This window comes from Cupriavidus sp. SHE (assembly GCF_000812445.1).
Lineage (GTDB): Bacteria > Pseudomonadota > Gammaproteobacteria > Burkholderiales > Burkholderiaceae > Cupriavidus > Cupriavidus metallidurans.
This window is the reverse complement of sequence record NZ_JWMB01000015.1, coordinates 124133-140442: the sequence shown is the minus strand read 5'-3', so window position 1 is coordinate 140442 and position 16310 is coordinate 124133. Positions and strand designations below refer to the sequence as shown.

Here is a 16310-nt window from a genome sequence, read left to right as displayed (position 1 = left end):
GCCAAGAATGCAGGCTGTCAACAGCAATCTACGAAATCAAAATTGAAATGTAGATGCTGACCTACAACACCGAATCAACAGCCTTTTCCGAATACCCCTAAATAGATAGCCCTGACAAATATCGCAGCCGAGCCCACCCAAAACTGCTACCTGCCATGGATGCTCGACACCTTCTGCAACAGTACGTAGCCCGAGCATGTGCGCCATGCCAATCATCGTCTGCACTATCTGCCTGTCGTTGTGCGACGTATGCATGTCGTGGATGAATGAACGGTCTATCTTGAGCTCGCTCACCGGCAGGTGTTTAAGACTCGATAGGTTACTGTAGCCGGTCCCGAAATCATCGATCGCGATCTGCACCCCCGCATTGCCAAGCTCGCGTACAAATTCGAGAAGTCCGTCTTTGTGCACGAATAGCGAGTTCTCGGTCAGCTCCATCTTGAAGCGCCTGCAATCCAGCCCGTACTCCTCGATCGTACGCAGCACCGATTCCTGCTTGTGCCATTTGAGCTGCATCGGGGAGAAATTCACAGCAACTCGAAAATCGGGACTGATGGGCAAAGTCTCAAGCTGCACGGCATGTCGACACGCTTCGCGCAACACCCAATCACCGATGGCCCCTATTAGTCCAACCTCCTCAGCGATCGGAATGAACTCCGCTGGCGGAATGAACTTGTTGCCGTCACGCTTCCAGCGCAGCAACACCTCAGCGCCGATAATTGTTCCGGTTTCCAGCGATACCTGCGGCTGCCAAACCAAAGAAAACTCGTTGTTCTCCAGCGCCCGGTGTAGTGCATTGGATGTGTCAAGCCTCTTGAGCATCCGGTCGTGGAGCACACTGGAGAAGAAATGGCACGCACCGATGCCGTCCTCCTTCGCACTGTACATGGCCGCATCGGCGTTCATAATGAGCGTCTCCGCTGTAGCGCCATCCGTTGGATAACGGCTGACCCCGATGCTCGCCGACACATAGCTTTGGACACCATCGAGCGCTATCGGCTTGATCAACTCATCAAAAATGCGCCGCACCATGACATCAACGTGATCGGGCTTGCCGGTGTCATGCAGGATGAATGTAAACTCATCACCGCCCAAGCGTGCGACGAGATCTCTCTCATTCACAAGGCGCTTGAATCGATCTCCCACCTCCCTCAGTAAGCGATCACCAAAGGAATGGCCAAGCGTATCGTTGACGTCCTTGAAATGATTCAAGTCGATGAATAGCAGCGAGAATCCGGTGCCGTTACGTGCGGAACGCTCGATCGCGTGGTTGAGACGGTCCTGAAACAGCTGGCGATTCGGCAGTCCAGTAAGGCCGTCGTAGTACGCGAGATGCATGTACTGGGCGCGCAAACTCTCTCGCTGCGAGATGTCCGCGAGCATCACCACGTAGCTCAGCACGCCGTCGTGCTCATCCCGTACCGTCTTGACCGTAACCCACTCGGGCGCAATTGATCCGTCAGCGCGTAGAAGCCATACCTCTCCTTCCCAACGCCCATGCTCTCGAACTGACGCCAAGATGGTCGCATAGAAGCGCGGCTTATGCCGTCCAGATCGCAAGAACCTGGGACTCAGGCCCACAACGGCTCGGCTCTCATAGCCTGCAACTGTTGTGAACGCGCGATTCACATACTGGGTCCGAAGTTCCCTGTCAAAGACCAGGACCGCATCGCTTGTCGACTCAAGAATGTTTGCTAGAACACGGCGGTTTGCAAGTTCGGCACGCAGTTGGGAAACCAATGCCTCGCGCTCCAGACGATAGGACTCGCTTCGACGCATCAGCTCACTCAGTAGCGACATCATCGATACGACGCCACGATATCCACCACCACCGGTGTTGAATACGGGCAAATTGTCGTGTCCTCCGTCGCGCATGAACTTCAGTACGCCGATTGCGCTGTCGCGTGCCTGTACGCTCGGGGGCGGCCGGCGCACAATCAAATCGGCGAAGATACGGCCAGGAAACAGACTAGCCTGAAGATCTGTAACGAGTCCTTGAAAGCCACCGTGATCGTCAAATACAGAGAAGACTGTGGGCGAGTTGCAAGAGAGTCCAGCAAAGTCGCAATAGCGCTGGTCTGGCGTCACACGGAGCGCCGTCGGATCTAGGCAATCCGCGACAAGGAGAGTATCCATCGGCGCCGCCTATCCGAGCTTCTGCTCTAACAACAGCTCGACCTCAAGGCTGAGATGCAAGATTTCCTCGGCGCCCATGGCGGGCTTTATTTGTTCCAGAATGAACGCTTTGAGCTCATCAGGCGGAATCTTACGGAGGATGGCCTTTCGCACGAGGACGTCGGAGATGACATCGTCATCGTGAATTTCAACATGTTCAAAAGCTGTCGTGGAGAGCAGACTGAGTGCCCGTCCTACGGCTACATGACCAATTGGCGATGCCCGCCCCAGCACCAGGCCGTCCGTAATCGGGGGCATGACGAATTCCTTGATGTGTGCCCGTAGCCTGATTTGCCGCCGCTTCTCCATTTAGGCACTACCTTTCTCATCTAACCTCGTAAAAGCAAAGAAAGCTCCGAGCCTACCGGGAGTCATCATCGCCCCCCAGTTTTTACCCGCGATGCACCGGACATGCTACCCATCGAAAGTGTGATGCAAAGATCTGCCGCATTTTAAGTTTCAGGCGGCAGATCAGCGCACATCGTCACATTGACTGCCGACGCCAGCAAAACTCATAGCGCGCTAAACCCCGATCGCTTTGATATCTACGCTAGGGCTTGCCAGCGCAACTCTCCAGCCGCCTCGCTGCTTGCTCACCTTACTGGAGGCAGGCACTAGAGGGACGGTCAGAGCGCTCTCCCGAAGTCCGGCGCTGCAGTAGCCCTTCTATAGGACAGCTTTTGCTTGGCGATCAGAGCAGTAACCAGAACTCTGTTGTCAGAGTAGCTACGGGCCCGCGCTAGAATCCGCCCTGGGCTACGTCCTGCAGTTCAGACTCATGCCGATCGCGGTCTGAATCAGCCTCGGGAGCCTTCTCAACACAACGACCATCTGCGTCCCTGGAGTAAGCTGCAGACGGCGCCCAACCAGTCAGATACTTTGCAAAAATCCAGCGTGTGCCGCGGCTCTCCTGGCCAAATATGTCTTTGAAGCGGAGTTCTACAAGGATCCCGACCGATTGATACTGCCGGAACAATCCCTTTGCTAGCCAAGGGTTACTTGCCGACTTCAGTGCCGAGTCGTCCAACTCGAGCGACACCCCCTCCAAGCATGCGCCTGGAGATCGTTCATAGACCTCTGGTAGCACTCGTGGCAGGTCATGCAACCCGAGGACCGGCAGCTTCACCGAAGTCGACGCATTGACACTGTAGCTATTGCCGACCTCTCGCAACACAGTGCTCGGTCGCAGCCCCGGCAAGGGCTTTAGTTTTTGGTAGGTGCCGGCACTTTTGATGTCCAGCACCGCCATTGAAACCGCCAACGCAGGCATTTTTACAGGATTGGACAGTGTCAGTGAAATGTATGGAGATTCATCACCGAGCCACTTCGTAACATCAGCACCGGTAATATTGAGAGCACTGGCATTCTCATTCATGAGCACCGCGCGTTGTACGCGTGCCAACCGCTCGGCCTCCGTTGTTTTGCCGTGTACGTTGAAATTGTGGGTGGAGTTGTCAACGTTCAGGTAGTAGGTGGAGTTTGCGTTCAGCATCTTGCCGTAGTTGACCCCCGTCGACTGATTTCGGGTGCCAGATGTGGTGGCACTCCCGATGGGTGCGGTGACACCCCCAGCGTCAGGACTGACTGCGACAACAAGAGGGATCGCGAGAAGTGAAGCGAGCCTGGAGATGCTGGTCATTTCTCACCGCCCTTGGCTTGCCCGCTTTTATCGACGCCGACAGCCGATACGCCGATTCCGCCATTGACGACCGCGATGCCGACGTCACCTTTGGCCGCATCGCTCTTGTGATCCTTCGTGCCGGAGTTGTGCCAATACAGGAGTGCAAGGCAGAACAGGACAGCAACACCTGCCAAGATGGCCAATCCTCCCACCAGCGAAACCTTCACATCCTTGCCGTCGTAGCTGATCTCAGCTTTAGGGGTATCGCCACCAGCAGGTTTGGCAACCTGTGCGAGGTTTGTATTGTGCTCATCAGACATTGATATTTTCCGTTTCTCATCTCATGCACAAGCTCCAGCTGGCCGCTTTCCTGAAGGTCTCCGGCGTCGCCGCTACTTGCATTCAGCGACGATATCGACAGAACGGCTCGAATCATTTATCCCCCATTTGGGTTAATTGACAATTATTTTTCCGCCATTCTACGTATTTTTAGACATAAAAATTACAAATAAACCCTTACTTGATACTCATTAGTGATTTTTTAGCTGTCAAATATCTTCTGCATTCGCATGTGTCGATGCAATGACATCCTCTCAGCGACGTCGAGCGCATTTTCAGTTCGTGCCAATGGATGATAGCGAAATCGATTTGATCACCTATCCTTCCGGGACGATTGAGCAACGCGAAGGGGAAACCATGCCAGCGGATCTTGATAAGCTCGACCCCATACTCAAAGGAAAAGCGCTCTCGTTGATAGAGAAATGTATGCAACGAGGTGCACAGATGCGACCCAATGCAGGCCTGCGTGACCCGTTTGAGCAGGGTCGGCTTTGGCGACAGTCCCGCTCGATCGAAGTGGTGAATCAAAAAATCACTCTCTTGAGAAAGAGTGGTGCAGATTTCCTGGCTCACTGCATCGAGAGGGATGGCCCTCAGTATGGAAAGCCCGTCACCAACGCGATTCCGGGTTTCTCATGGCACCAATGGGGACAAGCGCTTGATTTTTTCTGGGTTGTCCAGGGGAAGGCGGTCTGGGATACGGAAATTCAGATCAATGGTGTCAACGGCTACCAGGCACTGGCGGAAGAAGCCACCAAGCTCGGTCTTACCGCTGGCGGCTACTGGACAAGCCTCAAGGATTGGCCACACATACAGCTTCCCCACGACGATAGCCCTGCAGACGGATATACGCTCAAGGAGATCGACGCCGAGATGAAGAAGCGCTTTGGCTAGCTCCCCGCGGTTCCATCCGAGCAAGACAGTCGGGATGGACGATGAGCCGGGCACGCTCAGCGTCCACTCCGGATTTTCGAGACCGGCGGTTCCACACGTGGAGCGCCACCGACGCCTCGCTTGATGTTTTCCGCGGCCTTGATGCTCCGATCGTGCTCCGTGCCACAACCCGCGCGCTGCCAGTGCCGGGCCTTGCATCCGGACAGGCTGTGGGACAGCTGTGATCGTCACCTTCTGCGCCTCGGTTGCAGCGATTCTTGAAGACACACACCCTCGTAACACGGCCCGCTATCTTTATCCCGCGCAATGATGGGGAGATCAAACGCCGCCGCCTGCACCAGCACGCAAGCCTCATCGCCGTCCCACAAGTCATTTCCGTTTTCGTCTCGGCATACCGGCGCAATAATCGTCCGAGGGATGAGTGTCCCCCGGATGACATAGTTCCGCATGTGCTCCACCAGTCTGCGTAGCAATTCGCCGTGGGTGACCCCCCCCCCACCTGCCCTTCGCGTGGGTATAAACCTGCTGGCCGGTACACTCGTCTACCAGCCAGACTCGATTGCGCGTATCGAGCTCGAGTTGCGCAACGCGGCCCGTGGTGCTGCAGAAAAAATGCCGTCGACCACGGGAGGCAATAACGCGGATCAGCTTGTTCGCGTGCTGGACCCGATTGCTAGGTGTGCTGATACTACTCATTGATGGAATGTCACTCGAATCTAAGCTCGAGTTGGAAGAATTGTGGTCGGTGTATCGGCTACGGGGAGGACGAACCCAACCGATCCGTCAGGGTGCGGGCAAAACCATAGAGACTAACGCTGCATCGTGTCGGCGAAGCTGCGGATTCTCCGTAGATCCGTAGAATCGACGAGGTGTGCGTCCAGACGCGGAACGGTATCCCTCAGCAAACGATGACGATGCAATAGCCAGGGAGAGATCAGAATCGGCGATCCTTTGCCGGCATCCTTGTCACGAATGCACTGCGACTGCGCGGCCTCGCGCACGCAGAAACCAACTGGCGGATACAGGCGCAATGTCTCATGTGTGACATTCCCCAACATCGGCAGATCCTTGCTATCGCTCACCACGAAATCCTGTCTCCGCACGAGCCCCGGTCCCTTAGGATCGCTGAGCGCCTCACGGCTGCGGCGGCGCTACGAAGATGCGCGTCGCCGCACCCAGACCACTATTCGAAGACGCCTGGGGTGCTGGCTAGCCAAGCAGTCACATCACAAGACGATCACTTCGTCCCACGCATCGCGATGCAAGCGCTGGATCTACGTATTCTTGGTCACACAGTAGAAAGATACATCTGAGATCGTCTGGCCGGCCTCTCGACGTATTTCCCCCCTAACGGAGTTCCTGCGTGGTACTCAAGCTCCGAGGTGGGACAATCGACCGATCCGTCCATTTTGGCGTTATCTCTCGCGTTATCAACGCTTGTCAACGCGGATGAGCGCTCGAGTGAGGCTACCCCGTTTGATTCCGAAAGCGGCGACGGCACTTACCCTCTCCGCTATTTTTTTTGGCGCCTCATGACCTTCACTCAGGCTGGCAGCAAGTCCCAGCCAGCGTTCTTACCCGATTTCGGCACGACAAGCATCCCACCTGCGATTCTCTGGCTCGACGAGCCGGACTATCACGAATTGCTCAAGCGTGCGCCGCCTGGCACCATTCACCCATCCTGGCGCATTTACTGCATCTGGATAGAAGAATGCATCGCCCTGAGAAAGCAGATCGGCTCGCCGCTCAAGGTCTACCGCGGCACGGCCTTGGGCGTCGTCGCGTACATCTACCGGGCAAAACGCGAACTGAATACAGCCGCGCTGACAGCATGCGCACAGGAGCAGATGGAACGAGATGTCAGGCCAATGAATTGCGCATGAGTACGACACGCACAGTTTCTGGAGGCCAATCGATGACGCCGTCCAAGTTTGGCTCCCAGCGCTCAAATCCGTTGCTCGCACCTGCAGTCCAAATTCGGTCTTTGTGCTTGCCAGCCCCTCTACTCAGATGGGGGTAGACGATTCAGTGAGATCGATCGAAATATAGGTGCGGGTCGACGTCCCATTGGTGGGCATCGAGCTCGCCGTAGCCCGCGCTCGTCGCAAGTTTTTTTGTTTCCACTCACCTGAATGTGGCCGGTGCTTCGGGATATGATGGCAGTGGCACCAATAGCCAATTTGTCACCTCCGACAAATTGGCCGATTCCCCTTAAGCCGAAGCGCCCGGGGTTCGGCGGAAATTCCCAACGACAGCTGTAACGGAGACTAGCGTCTGATGAGTTTTCCTGCGCCACCTCGCGAACTGGAGTTTAAGGAAGAGGATATCGAAGATGCCATTCGAGAGCCGGAAACGCGCGGGCGCGCCATCGAGGCACTCGCACAAATCCGCGTTGGGCGCGAAGACGAGCTGCCAAGCGCCGACGCATTGGATGCCGCCGCGAACCTTCTAAACGCTGACCGGGCAAAGTTCTGGGTGCAATGGCTCAAGAGCAAGGATTGCCTGCCCACCTTCGTTACGGCGCTTCGCCTGCGCGGCCTGGCCATACAGGCCTGGACGCTCGACTATCAGCACTCGATGTTCGACCCAAAGAGGCTAAGCACCTTTCTGGACCAGGTTGACGCGTTTCGCTGCAAGATTCGGGTCAGAGGTGCAGTGGCAGGCTCCGGCATCCTTGTCGGCCCGAGTTCGGCACTGACGGCGTGGCATGTCATCGCCGTCGCCGGGCCAGACGATACGGTGACCGAGCACCCAGAAATCGACGTGGTACTTGCGGACGGGCGCACGATTGCCGCAGTCGTATTGCAAAGTGCGACGTCTCGCTGCGGTTCTATGGAGTGGCCCCCGGACCGAGGTCGTGCGCCAAAATCAGATGCGGAAGTCGATGGCCGCCACGACGTTGCGCTGCTGCGCCTAAAGGAGCCAGCTGGCATTCACCTGACGTTCGCCCCCTTGGCTTCCCCGGCGTACGAGTATCGCGGCCCGGCGGACGTCGTATTGATTTCCCACCCTGAAGGCGAGTGGCGCGGCGTGGAGTTTGCCAAACTGCGAGCGCTGCCCAACATCAGGGCGCGATGGGGCTATAACGTCACAGCCACTCACGGTGGCTCATCGGGCGGGGGCTGCTTTGACACGAGCTTTTCCTTGGCAGGCATTCATCAGGGCCGGGCACGAGGTCGTGGCCGCTTAGTACCGCTGGTCCGCTTCGACAGCATCGTGCGTGACGTGATCGCGGCCGATGAGACACCCGAGAAGCTCTGGTCGCTTGATGGCACGCCAGAGAGCGGGCTGGTGGTCGGTCGCGACACGTTCTTTATTGGCTATCACGCCGCCATGCGGGGGCCGACGCGAGTGCGGGGCCTGTGGATTCGTCGTGTCGACCTCCAGAACGACGTGTCGGGCCTACCCTTCTCTTTCGAGATGCTGGACAAGCTCGTAGCGCGTAGCCCCAACACCCGACTGATCCGTATCAGCTTTGACGCTCTGGTTCGCGATCTACCGAACGAAATCGCTCGCCGGGCCTCAGCCGCGAGTATTGACATCAAGGCGCCAGAGGCCATGAGCGGCGTCGGCGTGGACCAGACTGCTCCGGAGGCCGTGGTAGCGGACCGCAGCCGCCGGTTGGCCCAGGCGCTTGATCAGAAAGCGGCAGAACTCAACATCCGGCTCTGGGTGTTCTTTGACCATCCGTCGGTAATGTTCGGTGACGAGTCCCGCTGGGCATTGACCGCCTTCGTGGACCAGGCCCTGCGGCTTGAACACCTGCGCCTGGCCCTGGCGGGCTATGAGGCAATCCAAATGCCGGGAGCGCAGTTCGAAACACCATCGGCCGTCGATCCCGAGGGCGCGCCGGGGCTGATTGTCGAGTATCTATCCGACGTGATGGAAGTCGACGTCCGCAACCTCATCCAGTCCGCAGCCGACGACATGAATTGCATGATTAGCCCTGAGCGCATGAAGGAATGGACCCGGGAGGCGCTCATGGATCTCCATCCGGTCAATGGCCGCTATGACAGCACGCATCGGGCGATGATCGCTTCCCGGGTACAGGTGCGCCTGAAGCAGCTTCGTGACGAAGGAGGCAACGAATGAATGCAGACAACCTCCTTCCAGATCAGGTTCAGCTCTACGCTGCGCTCTCCGGGCCCTTCATCCCGAAGGAAGCCCTTCGCTCCTTGGCGCCGCCTGTGGGCGTTGACCGTCTCGTCATGGCCGCGACAGCGCTGGCAGAGTCCTGCGACACCAGTCCCGTTGGCGCCAGCGAACGCTGGCTCATGCGAACATCGGCCCGTCACGCCCTCCTCAACTCGCTGAACCCATCGCAGCTCGCCGCAGCGGTGGCCGCACGCCGCGCGAAGCACCCTGATCCGGAAACGGCGGATCTGCTGGCCGTTCTACTTGACGAGCCACCACTCGCACGCGCGAACATCCGCGCCGTCCTTGCTGCACGCACCACCACCGTGAGTTCCGAGCACCTCATCATCGCGCTCGAACGCGTCATCATCGCTCTCGATCGTGCCGGCGAGGCGGCGCCTGCCAGAGACCTCCTTCAGCCCGCGCGCTCGGCGCTGGCCGAGATCCATCGGAATGAGAATCTACGCCGCGTCGGCGAGCGTGGCTTTGTCGGGCGCGAGGATGAGTGCGCGCAAGTCGCGCAGTGGCTCTCGCATCCCGTCGACGCCCCTCCCACGACTTGCCTGTTCATTACCGGCGGGCCCGGTATTGGCAAATCGACGCTGCTCGCCGAGTCTGTGCGCCTCTACTTTGAAAGCCACCAGCCACTGATCCTTCGGCTCGACTTCGATCGAGCCGGACTCGATGTTCAGGATCAGCGTGGCCTCACCATGGAGGCCGCGCGCCAGCTGGGCGAGCAGTTGGGCGAGGCCGGCTCCCGCCTCATGAACGCGCGGCTCGACGCCGGCCGTATCTCGGAACTGAACCCGAGCGCGAGGTCGCGACTGAACCTTCGCCGAGGACTACCCGAGCCGCTCGCATCAATGCTTGGCGAGTCCGTGGCCGCCGCAGGCAGGCCAGTGCTGGTTGTGCTGGACACGCTCGAAGTGCTGCGCGGACGCGGCGAGACCCATCCCGAGACACTCTTCGACTGGCTTGACGCCCTCGTCGCCAAAGGGGTCAAGCCCATGCACGTACTCGCGGCGGGCAGAGGCGACGCACTTGACAGCCTGAGACAGATAGGTGACGCAAGTGTTGACGGTTCGACAGCCAGCAGCGGGCCGGCACGGGTGAGGCGCCTCGAACTGACTGGGCTGAGGGACGACGCGGCACTTGCCCTGCTGAACATACTGGAAGCACCCCGACACCTTCAACCCGAACTACTTGCGCTCGCACAGGGCAATCCTCTGAAGCTAAGGCTTGCGGCCGAGGTTGCCAAGCGCTCGGGCATCGAGCACCTGCGCAAGCGCAAGCGTGGTAGCGAGATCGATGCCGCCTTCCTTTACCGAATGCTCCTGTCGCGCATCGATGACCCAGATTTGAGGCGGCTCGCGCATCCAGGCCTCATCGTGCGGCGAATCAACGCAGAACTCATCCGCACGGTACTAGCCCCGACACTTGGACTCGGGCGCATTACTGCCGAGCGAGCCGACGAGCTGTTGCGCCAGTTGGCGACACACCATTGGCTGGTTGAATATGATGCGGGCGCGCCGGGGTTCCTGAAGCACCGTAGTGACATGCGTATGTTGCTGCTCCCGCTCCTCTATCAGTCGGCGACCAAGCAATCTGCGCGGGTTGACGCAGCGGCTATGCGCTGGTTTGCGGCCCGGCCGGAGTCGTGGGCGCAGGTCGAGGCGATGTACCACCGCCTGCAGTTGACCCGCGTAAGACGGGACACGCCGATCGTGCCAATTCAGCTTGCTGCTCAGTTCGATGCTGAGGCGCTTGAAGAGCTGCCACGTGCTGCAGCCGATCTCGTGCGGGCAACTCGGGGCGAGCGCACTAGCCAATTCCGCGGCTCGGTGCCCGCGAGCGGTTCGTGGGATGACGAGGTCGATGTTTCGCGCGAGATCCAGGCCGTCCTGCAGCGCCAGGACTGGCGAGAAGGCGCCTATATCGTGCGCAGGATCGTGCATGCCGGCGGGCTCGATGCCCGTTCGGAGGCTGCCGATGCGATCCGCACGTTTCTGTGGCGATCAGGCCAATGGGCACAAGCGCGTCGCTGGCTCGCTGAACGCGACCGCTTTGACAACACCGACGATGACCTTGCCAGGTTGCCGGAGCCGCTCGCCCTCGCGCGACTGGAGATGCGCGCCGAGTTCACCCCTGAGCGACTACGCAAAGGCTGGCAAGACTGGCGGCCGTTGCTGGAGCAGCTCCAGCGCGCAGCGGTGTCTGCCAAGGACAGTTGCGCGCGTCACGGTGCGCTCGCACTGCTGCTTTCGAATCTGTCCGAACCCTTCTACTTCCCCCGGGTGGACTCAAGGGAGAGCGACCTGGCCGCAGCCGCCAACGAGCGCTGGGCCGGCGCCAAGGGAGACCAGGCGATGCTTGCCCAGGAACTGGGCCACCAGCAGTTTCGCCGCGTGGCGTCTGGCGACGTGGATCAGCTGTCCTTTGGGCAACTGATCGCGACGCTCACGCCGTACTCGGCTTTTGCCGAAAACCTGTCGATCACGGATGGGGGCGATTGGCTGCGCGCCGCGGCGGAACTCTCTGTGGACACTTTCGCCACAGCCGATCGACTTGTCGGCGCCGGGCAGTTGCGGCCCGTCGGACTCCGCTCGGACAACCAGATCGGATGGCTCACTGGCGCCGGCCTGTTCGCTGAGTGGGCAGAAGCCATCTCGTTCGTGCGGCGCAACAGCGAACTCAGGCTGATCGGCCGCGCTGCCGAGCGTTGGCGAAAAACGATGGCGGGCAACTGGTCGATTGGTCGTCGGCACGGCCCATGGCGGCGGCTGCCTCCCGTTGACGAAACGATTCAATCGCGGCTGCTCGATCTCATGGAGGCTACAGATTCTCGGCTCCGGGCTCACGAAGACCTGGATCTCTGGGCCACGGCCCTTAAAACAAAGGCGCTACTACCGATATTGCGCAGGCGACTGCCGCGCCTGCAGGCTGAGGTGGCGAGACTTGAAGAGGAGAACGCTGGGCCCGAGCTCATTACCAGGCGACTGCTGGCGTGCGGTGCGCCGGCGGCCTTTGTGCCGCCCCTGGCGGTGTTGATCATGCACCGCGAATTCTGAAGGGACGCACAATGATGAACAACGACAGACTCGAAGCGCTGAAAAGGCGGCTGACGCCAGAGATGGAGACGGCCGTGCGGGCTGCGTTTGACGCTGGCCGACTCCCGCGCTCACTGATGAGCGCCATGTCCAGGTCAAGCGTCGACGCACTGAGTGGAGGGCAAGCGCTGGAATCGGTTGCCGTCGCGGGAGTGACTGCGCTCGAAGGCCTTGAGGCAATCGTGGCGCTGGTGGGACGCCCACCACTGCTGATCCGGAACAACACCGTGGTGTTGGAGCCGATGCCGGAGTTGCCCCAGGAAACCCCCTCTCTCATTAAACGCGTCGAAAAGTGGGTCCCCTCGGTCGGGCGCATTGAGTTCCGTAACCATCAGATGGCTTGGGGTGGCACAGGCTGGGTGATCGAACACAAGAAAAAGGGCGCGCTCGTCGTAACAAACCGCCATGTGGCTCAGATTGTGGCGCGCCGAAAAGCGGACGGCTCCGCGGTGTTCGTGCGTGCGCCATCAGGGGCCCGCTACGGTGCTGCGATCGATTTCGGTGAGGAAGTCGAGAGCAAAGTCGACGACAACAGCCGCACGGCCGAGCTCACCCGCGTTGAATACCTGGCTGACGACACTTCGGCGGATGTGGCGCTGCTTTGGATTGAAGCGGCGAGCTTTTCGCTACCTAGCCCCTTTCAGCTCGCGGGTGACAAGGTAAAGGTGGCAAAGGGCGATCTGGTTGCTCTGATCGGCTATCCGGCCTACGACTCGCGCAATGACGCCAACGCGCAGGCGCGCTATTTCCGCGATCTGTATGAGGTCAAGCGCTTTGCACCCGGCAAGATCCTCCAGTCGCCTAGCAAAGGCGTCCTGACGTACGATTGTACAAGTCTGGGTGGCAATTCCGGCTCGCCCCTGATCCGGCTCGACGATGGCAAAGTCATCGGATTGCACTTCTCGGGCGTCTACGGCAAGGAGAATACCGCCGTCAGCGCCAAGACACTCAGCGAATTGCTGAAGGGCGCTCGATCGGTCTTCGTCCCGCAACAGGCGAGCCAAGACGAGGCCACGGATGGCAGCCACACTGCCGAGAAATTCGAGGGTCGAGAGGGCTTTAACACGAAGTTCCTCAAGAAGAGCGACAGCGCGCGCGCAGTAGCAACGCCCTGGCCAGGTCTGCCGACGCATCTTGCAGAAGGCCTTGCCGAGCCGAGCGACAGTCCACCCGAGGCAAATGAGCTGCGCTACACGCACTTTGGCGTGAAATACTCCGGAGAGCTCAAGTTGCCGCTGGTCACTGGCGTCAACATTGATGGTACGGCCACTGTGCGGATCAAGCGCAGCGCCGACAGGTGGTTCGCCGATGAGCGCATTCCGAAATCCATGCAGCTAAATGCAACGAACTTTCGGGATCCCGAGATCGACCGGGGCCATATGGTGCGGCGCGAGGATCCGAATTGGGGCGCCGACGCACAACAAGCCAATGACGACACCTTTCACTATGTCAACGCAGCCGCACAGCACTCCCGCCTGAATCAAGGCAAAGCGCTCTGGCAGGGCCTGGAGAACTATATTCTGGACAGCGCCAGGACCTACGGGTTCAAGGCCTGCGTCTTCACCGGCCCCATCTTGCGAGACCCGAAGAGCGAAGACGACGAAATCGAGATCGACGGCGCGATCGCACCGCTTGAGTTCTGGAAGCTCGTGGCCACACTGGATGCGAAGGACAAGGCGCTGCACGCGACCGCCTATATCCTGAGCCAGGGCCAGCTCATCCGCGACCTTCTCGAGAAGCGTTCGCGCACCGAGGTCCTGGAGGGATTTGTCCTGGGGGGCTATCGCACGTTCCAAGTCGCAATCTCCGATCTGGCCGAGGCCACAGGGTATGACTTTAGCGCCTATGTCAAGGCCGACCCTCTCTTCAAGTCCACCGAGGGTCGCGAGGCAATCAAGCGCGGCGAACCGGTGTTTTTGCCAATCGTTGAAGTGACCGACGTGGTTCTGTAGGCCGAGAATGCGGCGCCGAGGGACGCAATCCAACCCTTGGCGCCTCGGCACCGCTTCGCTGTCTGGGTGTCCACAGTCCGCAGGACTGGCAGACCCTCGTTCATTTCCAGTGGCCCCACCGCACAGCATTTTTCATCATCTCCCCTATCAACACACCAAGAAGAAGCGATGAGTATCTACAAGATTCCTGGCGGTGAGATTCAAGTTGGCACCCTGCCCAGCGGAGACCTGACGGTCAAGGGCTTTGGCTGTGATGCTGCGATAGTTCTGGCCCGAAGCATTGCCGGCCAGCACTTCGGAAGATGGGAGCCGAGGCATCAGAATTGGATCGTTCCTGCGCGCAATAGTATCTCTTTAAAGAGAGACCTGGCTGCGAAGACCAGTCAAGTCTCGTAGCCGTCCACCGCGCTGGCGATGCCATATACGTTACCTCGCGGCGAACCCAATGCGCGATCAATCTCCGTATTTTCGTTCACGAGAACGAAAAATCTGCCTGAGATCCTTGTGCCTGCTTGTTCTGGGCGCTTTCACTTCCCGGAGCGCCCGAATGGTAGGACAGGCGCGAGATGAGACACCAGTCCTTTGTTGTGTCTTCTGTCCTATCTCGTATTCTCATCGGCGGCTTTCATGCGCTGGCGGGAATTGGACTCGGAACTTCCTTGATCTTTGAAAGCGGCGACGACGTTTGTCGTCCCCGCTCTTTTTTGTCCGCGCCTGATTGCTCTGCCCTCACCCTCTTGCCTGAAGACATTGGATCTTGTCTCCAGCGCTGGTGGAGCATTGCACTGACAGTCGCCATACTGTCAAAGCTCGCTGCCCGCCGCCCCAGTCGGCGATCACACAGAAGCGCTGGCAAATGGGTCTTGTCGTCTTTCGCCGGCGCCACTTATCTATCGCCTATACTTTTTGCGAGCGGGAATTTCGGACTTTGCACACTACCGGCGCGTCCTTTTCGAGTTCGGGGAGAAATCAGATTGATGCATAGGCTGAGGTCGGATCATGAATCCATACATCTGCGCTTCGGTCATTCGCGGCGTCAGTCGATGAGCCTGCGCCTTACTTACGCGGTGGGCTTGGCAGTCGCGCTCGGCCCAGCTGCGTCAGTGACATGGGCTCAGACGTGCCCTCTCTCGCAAGTAACATCAAGTACGTTGCCACCGCTACTCGTCAATGCCAAGACAATGCGCCGCACCCAACCCGATGTCGTCGCCTACACGTCCCAGGTTGCCCGCGACGACGACGGTGCCCCCAATGCCTACCACCGCGGTAACACGGACGCCAGCACGGATCCGGGACTGGACCACATCTGTGTCGGCGGCTCAGTTCTGGAGTTCGTGGACAACCGTCTATACAACCGCTATGGCGACGGTGGTTCGGTTGGCAAGCTCGGTGGCGCCAATCGGAGTCAGATGTGTAAGGAGGACTACATCGCGATCCGCGATGCCGGGTTCCCGGAATGTGGGCCGGGACGACTCTGCATGATCTGGTACGGCATTGCCTCAGAGCCTCGTGCGTGCGGCTACCCTAGTAGCTTCGGCCAGGCCAGCGACAAGCGCTGCGGGACTCCCATTCTACAATTGGATAGCCGGAAGCAGTCTTCCAATTACTATCTGACCACCACTGCGTTGCGCCGTCCGGGTGTCACCGATACATCAAGGGTGCAAGCTGACTATGTCGACGCCGCGAAAGTGCCCTACGTTGTATTACCCGGAAAGATAAAACTACCCGTAGACACGCCATGGGCTGTGGGTGACCTTGCAGTAGTCGTGTGGAAAAGCCGTAGCGTGTACGCGGTAGTTGGCGACACTGGACCGGGCAACAAACTTGGCGAGGCATCACGCGCCGCACTCGCTGCACTGCACGGTGGCAAGAGCGTCGCACCGATCGACAGCACAGACCCTGCGACAACACTCATTTTCCCAGGCACGGCGCATAAATTGCGGGGCCGTTGGCCCCTGAGCGCGGCAGATATCGACACTGAAGGCAAAAAGCTTGTCGAGCAAGCTGGCGGCGCCGCGGCGCTGTCGAATTGCCCAGGTCTGAGCGGACTCCGATAACTGCCCCATCGTCTGCTCGGACGATGACTGC

11 protein-coding genes are annotated in these 16310 nt (G+C 59.2%); 6 read left to right on the top strand and 5 right to left on the bottom strand.

The genetic code is table 11. The features are described 5' to 3' along the window. Nucleotides 1-36: 36 nt before the first annotated feature. From RN01_RS07480 to RN01_RS07465, 4 genes are all read right to left on the bottom strand, one after another. Complete coding sequence (locus RN01_RS07480) at nucleotides 37-2136, bottom strand: bifunctional diguanylate cyclase/phosphodiesterase (protein ID WP_024570352.1); 2100 nt, start codon at nucleotides 2134-2136, stop codon at nucleotides 37-39. A 9-nt stretch (nucleotides 2137-2145) separates the two neighbouring features. Beyond that, the gene (locus RN01_RS07475; RefSeq protein WP_223277329.1) at nucleotides 2146-2433 is read right to left on the bottom strand and encodes a hypothetical protein; all 288 of its coding nucleotides are present in this window, start codon (nucleotides 2431-2433) and stop codon (nucleotides 2146-2148) included. Nucleotides 2434-2914: 481 nt separating this feature from the next. Beyond that, a complete protein-coding gene (locus RN01_RS07470) occupies nucleotides 2915-3814 on the bottom strand; it encodes a hypothetical protein (protein WP_017515627.1) in 900 nt (299 codons plus the stop codon). Then, complete coding sequence (locus RN01_RS07465; RefSeq protein ID WP_017515626.1) at nucleotides 3811-4116, bottom strand: hypothetical protein; 306 nt, start codon at nucleotides 4114-4116, stop codon at nucleotides 3811-3813. The genes RN01_RS07470 and RN01_RS07465 overlap by 4 nt, the downstream gene beginning before the upstream one ends. A 307-nt stretch (nucleotides 4117-4423) precedes the next feature. Between RN01_RS07465 and RN01_RS32480 the strand changes: the two genes are divergently transcribed. Next, complete coding sequence (locus RN01_RS32480) at nucleotides 4424-5029, top strand: M15 family metallopeptidase (RefSeq protein ID WP_024570226.1); 606 nt, start codon at nucleotides 4424-4426, stop codon at nucleotides 5027-5029. A gap of 809 nt (nucleotides 5030-5838) precedes the next feature. On the opposite strand, the gene RN01_RS07455 is transcribed toward RN01_RS32480, so the two are convergent. Further along, nucleotides 5839-6114: a cytochrome P450 gene (locus RN01_RS07455; RefSeq protein ID WP_024570227.1), complete on the bottom strand. Its 276-nt coding sequence runs from the start codon at nucleotides 6112-6114 to the stop codon at nucleotides 5839-5841. Nucleotides 6115-6561: 447 nt separating this feature from the next. On the opposite strand from RN01_RS07455, the gene RN01_RS07450 reads away from it, so the two are divergent. The 5 genes from RN01_RS07450 (at nucleotide 6562) to RN01_RS34275 (ending at nucleotide 16279) form a co-directional block, all read left to right on the top strand. Next, entirely contained in the window at nucleotides 6562-6912 is a 351-nt protein-coding gene (locus RN01_RS07450) for a hypothetical protein (RefSeq protein WP_017515687.1), read from the top strand. 394 nt (nucleotides 6913-7306) lie between these two features. Then, entirely contained in the window at nucleotides 7307-9121 is a 1815-nt protein-coding gene (locus RN01_RS07445) for a serine protease (protein WP_024570228.1), read from the top strand. Beyond that, complete coding sequence (locus RN01_RS07440; protein WP_017513005.1) at nucleotides 9118-12231, top strand: ATP-binding protein; 3114 nt, start codon at nucleotides 9118-9120, stop codon at nucleotides 12229-12231. The genes RN01_RS07445 and RN01_RS07440 overlap by 4 nt, the downstream gene beginning before the upstream one ends. An 11-nt stretch (nucleotides 12232-12242) precedes the next feature. Next, the gene (locus tag RN01_RS07435; protein WP_017513006.1) at nucleotides 12243-14222 is read left to right on the top strand and encodes a DNA/RNA non-specific endonuclease; all 1980 of its coding nucleotides are present in this window, start codon (nucleotides 12243-12245) and stop codon (nucleotides 14220-14222) included. Between the two features lie 1181 nt (nucleotides 14223-15403). Then, entirely contained in the window at nucleotides 15404-16279 is an 876-nt protein-coding gene (locus RN01_RS34275; protein ID WP_024570229.1) for a glycoside hydrolase family 75 protein, read from the top strand. Nucleotides 16280-16310 lie beyond the last annotated feature (31 nt).

What these genes read in the sequence shown, in the direction of transcription:
- RN01_RS07480 (WP_024570352.1), bottom strand. Translation starts at nt 2,136, where the DNA reads ATGGATACTCTCCTTGTCGCGGATTGCCTAGATCCGACGGCGCTCCGT.
- RN01_RS07475 (WP_223277329.1), bottom strand. Translation starts at nt 2,433, where the DNA reads ATGCCCCCGATTACGGACGGCCTGGTGCTGGGGCGGGCATCGCCAATT.
- RN01_RS07470 (WP_017515627.1), bottom strand. Translation starts at nt 3,814, where the DNA reads ATGACCAGCATCTCCAGGCTCGCTTCACTTCTCGCGATCCCTCTTGTT.
- RN01_RS07465 (WP_017515626.1), bottom strand. Translation starts at nt 4,116, where the DNA reads ATGTCTGATGAGCACAATACAAACCTCGCACAGGTTGCCAAACCTGCT.
- RN01_RS32480 (WP_024570226.1), top strand. Translation starts at nt 4,424, where the DNA reads ATGGATGATAGCGAAATCGATTTGATCACCTATCCTTCCGGGACGATT.
- RN01_RS07450 (WP_017515687.1), top strand. Translation starts at nt 6,562, where the DNA reads ATGACCTTCACTCAGGCTGGCAGCAAGTCCCAGCCAGCGTTCTTACCC.
- RN01_RS07445 (WP_024570228.1), top strand. Translation starts at nt 7,307, where the DNA reads ATGAGTTTTCCTGCGCCACCTCGCGAACTGGAGTTTAAGGAAGAGGAT.
- RN01_RS07440 (WP_017513005.1), top strand. Translation starts at nt 9,118, where the DNA reads ATGAATGCAGACAACCTCCTTCCAGATCAGGTTCAGCTCTACGCTGCG.
- RN01_RS07435 (WP_017513006.1), top strand. Translation starts at nt 12,243, where the DNA reads ATGATGAACAACGACAGACTCGAAGCGCTGAAAAGGCGGCTGACGCCA.
- RN01_RS34275 (WP_024570229.1), top strand. Translation starts at nt 15,404, where the DNA reads ATGCGCCGCACCCAACCCGATGTCGTCGCCTACACGTCCCAGGTTGCC.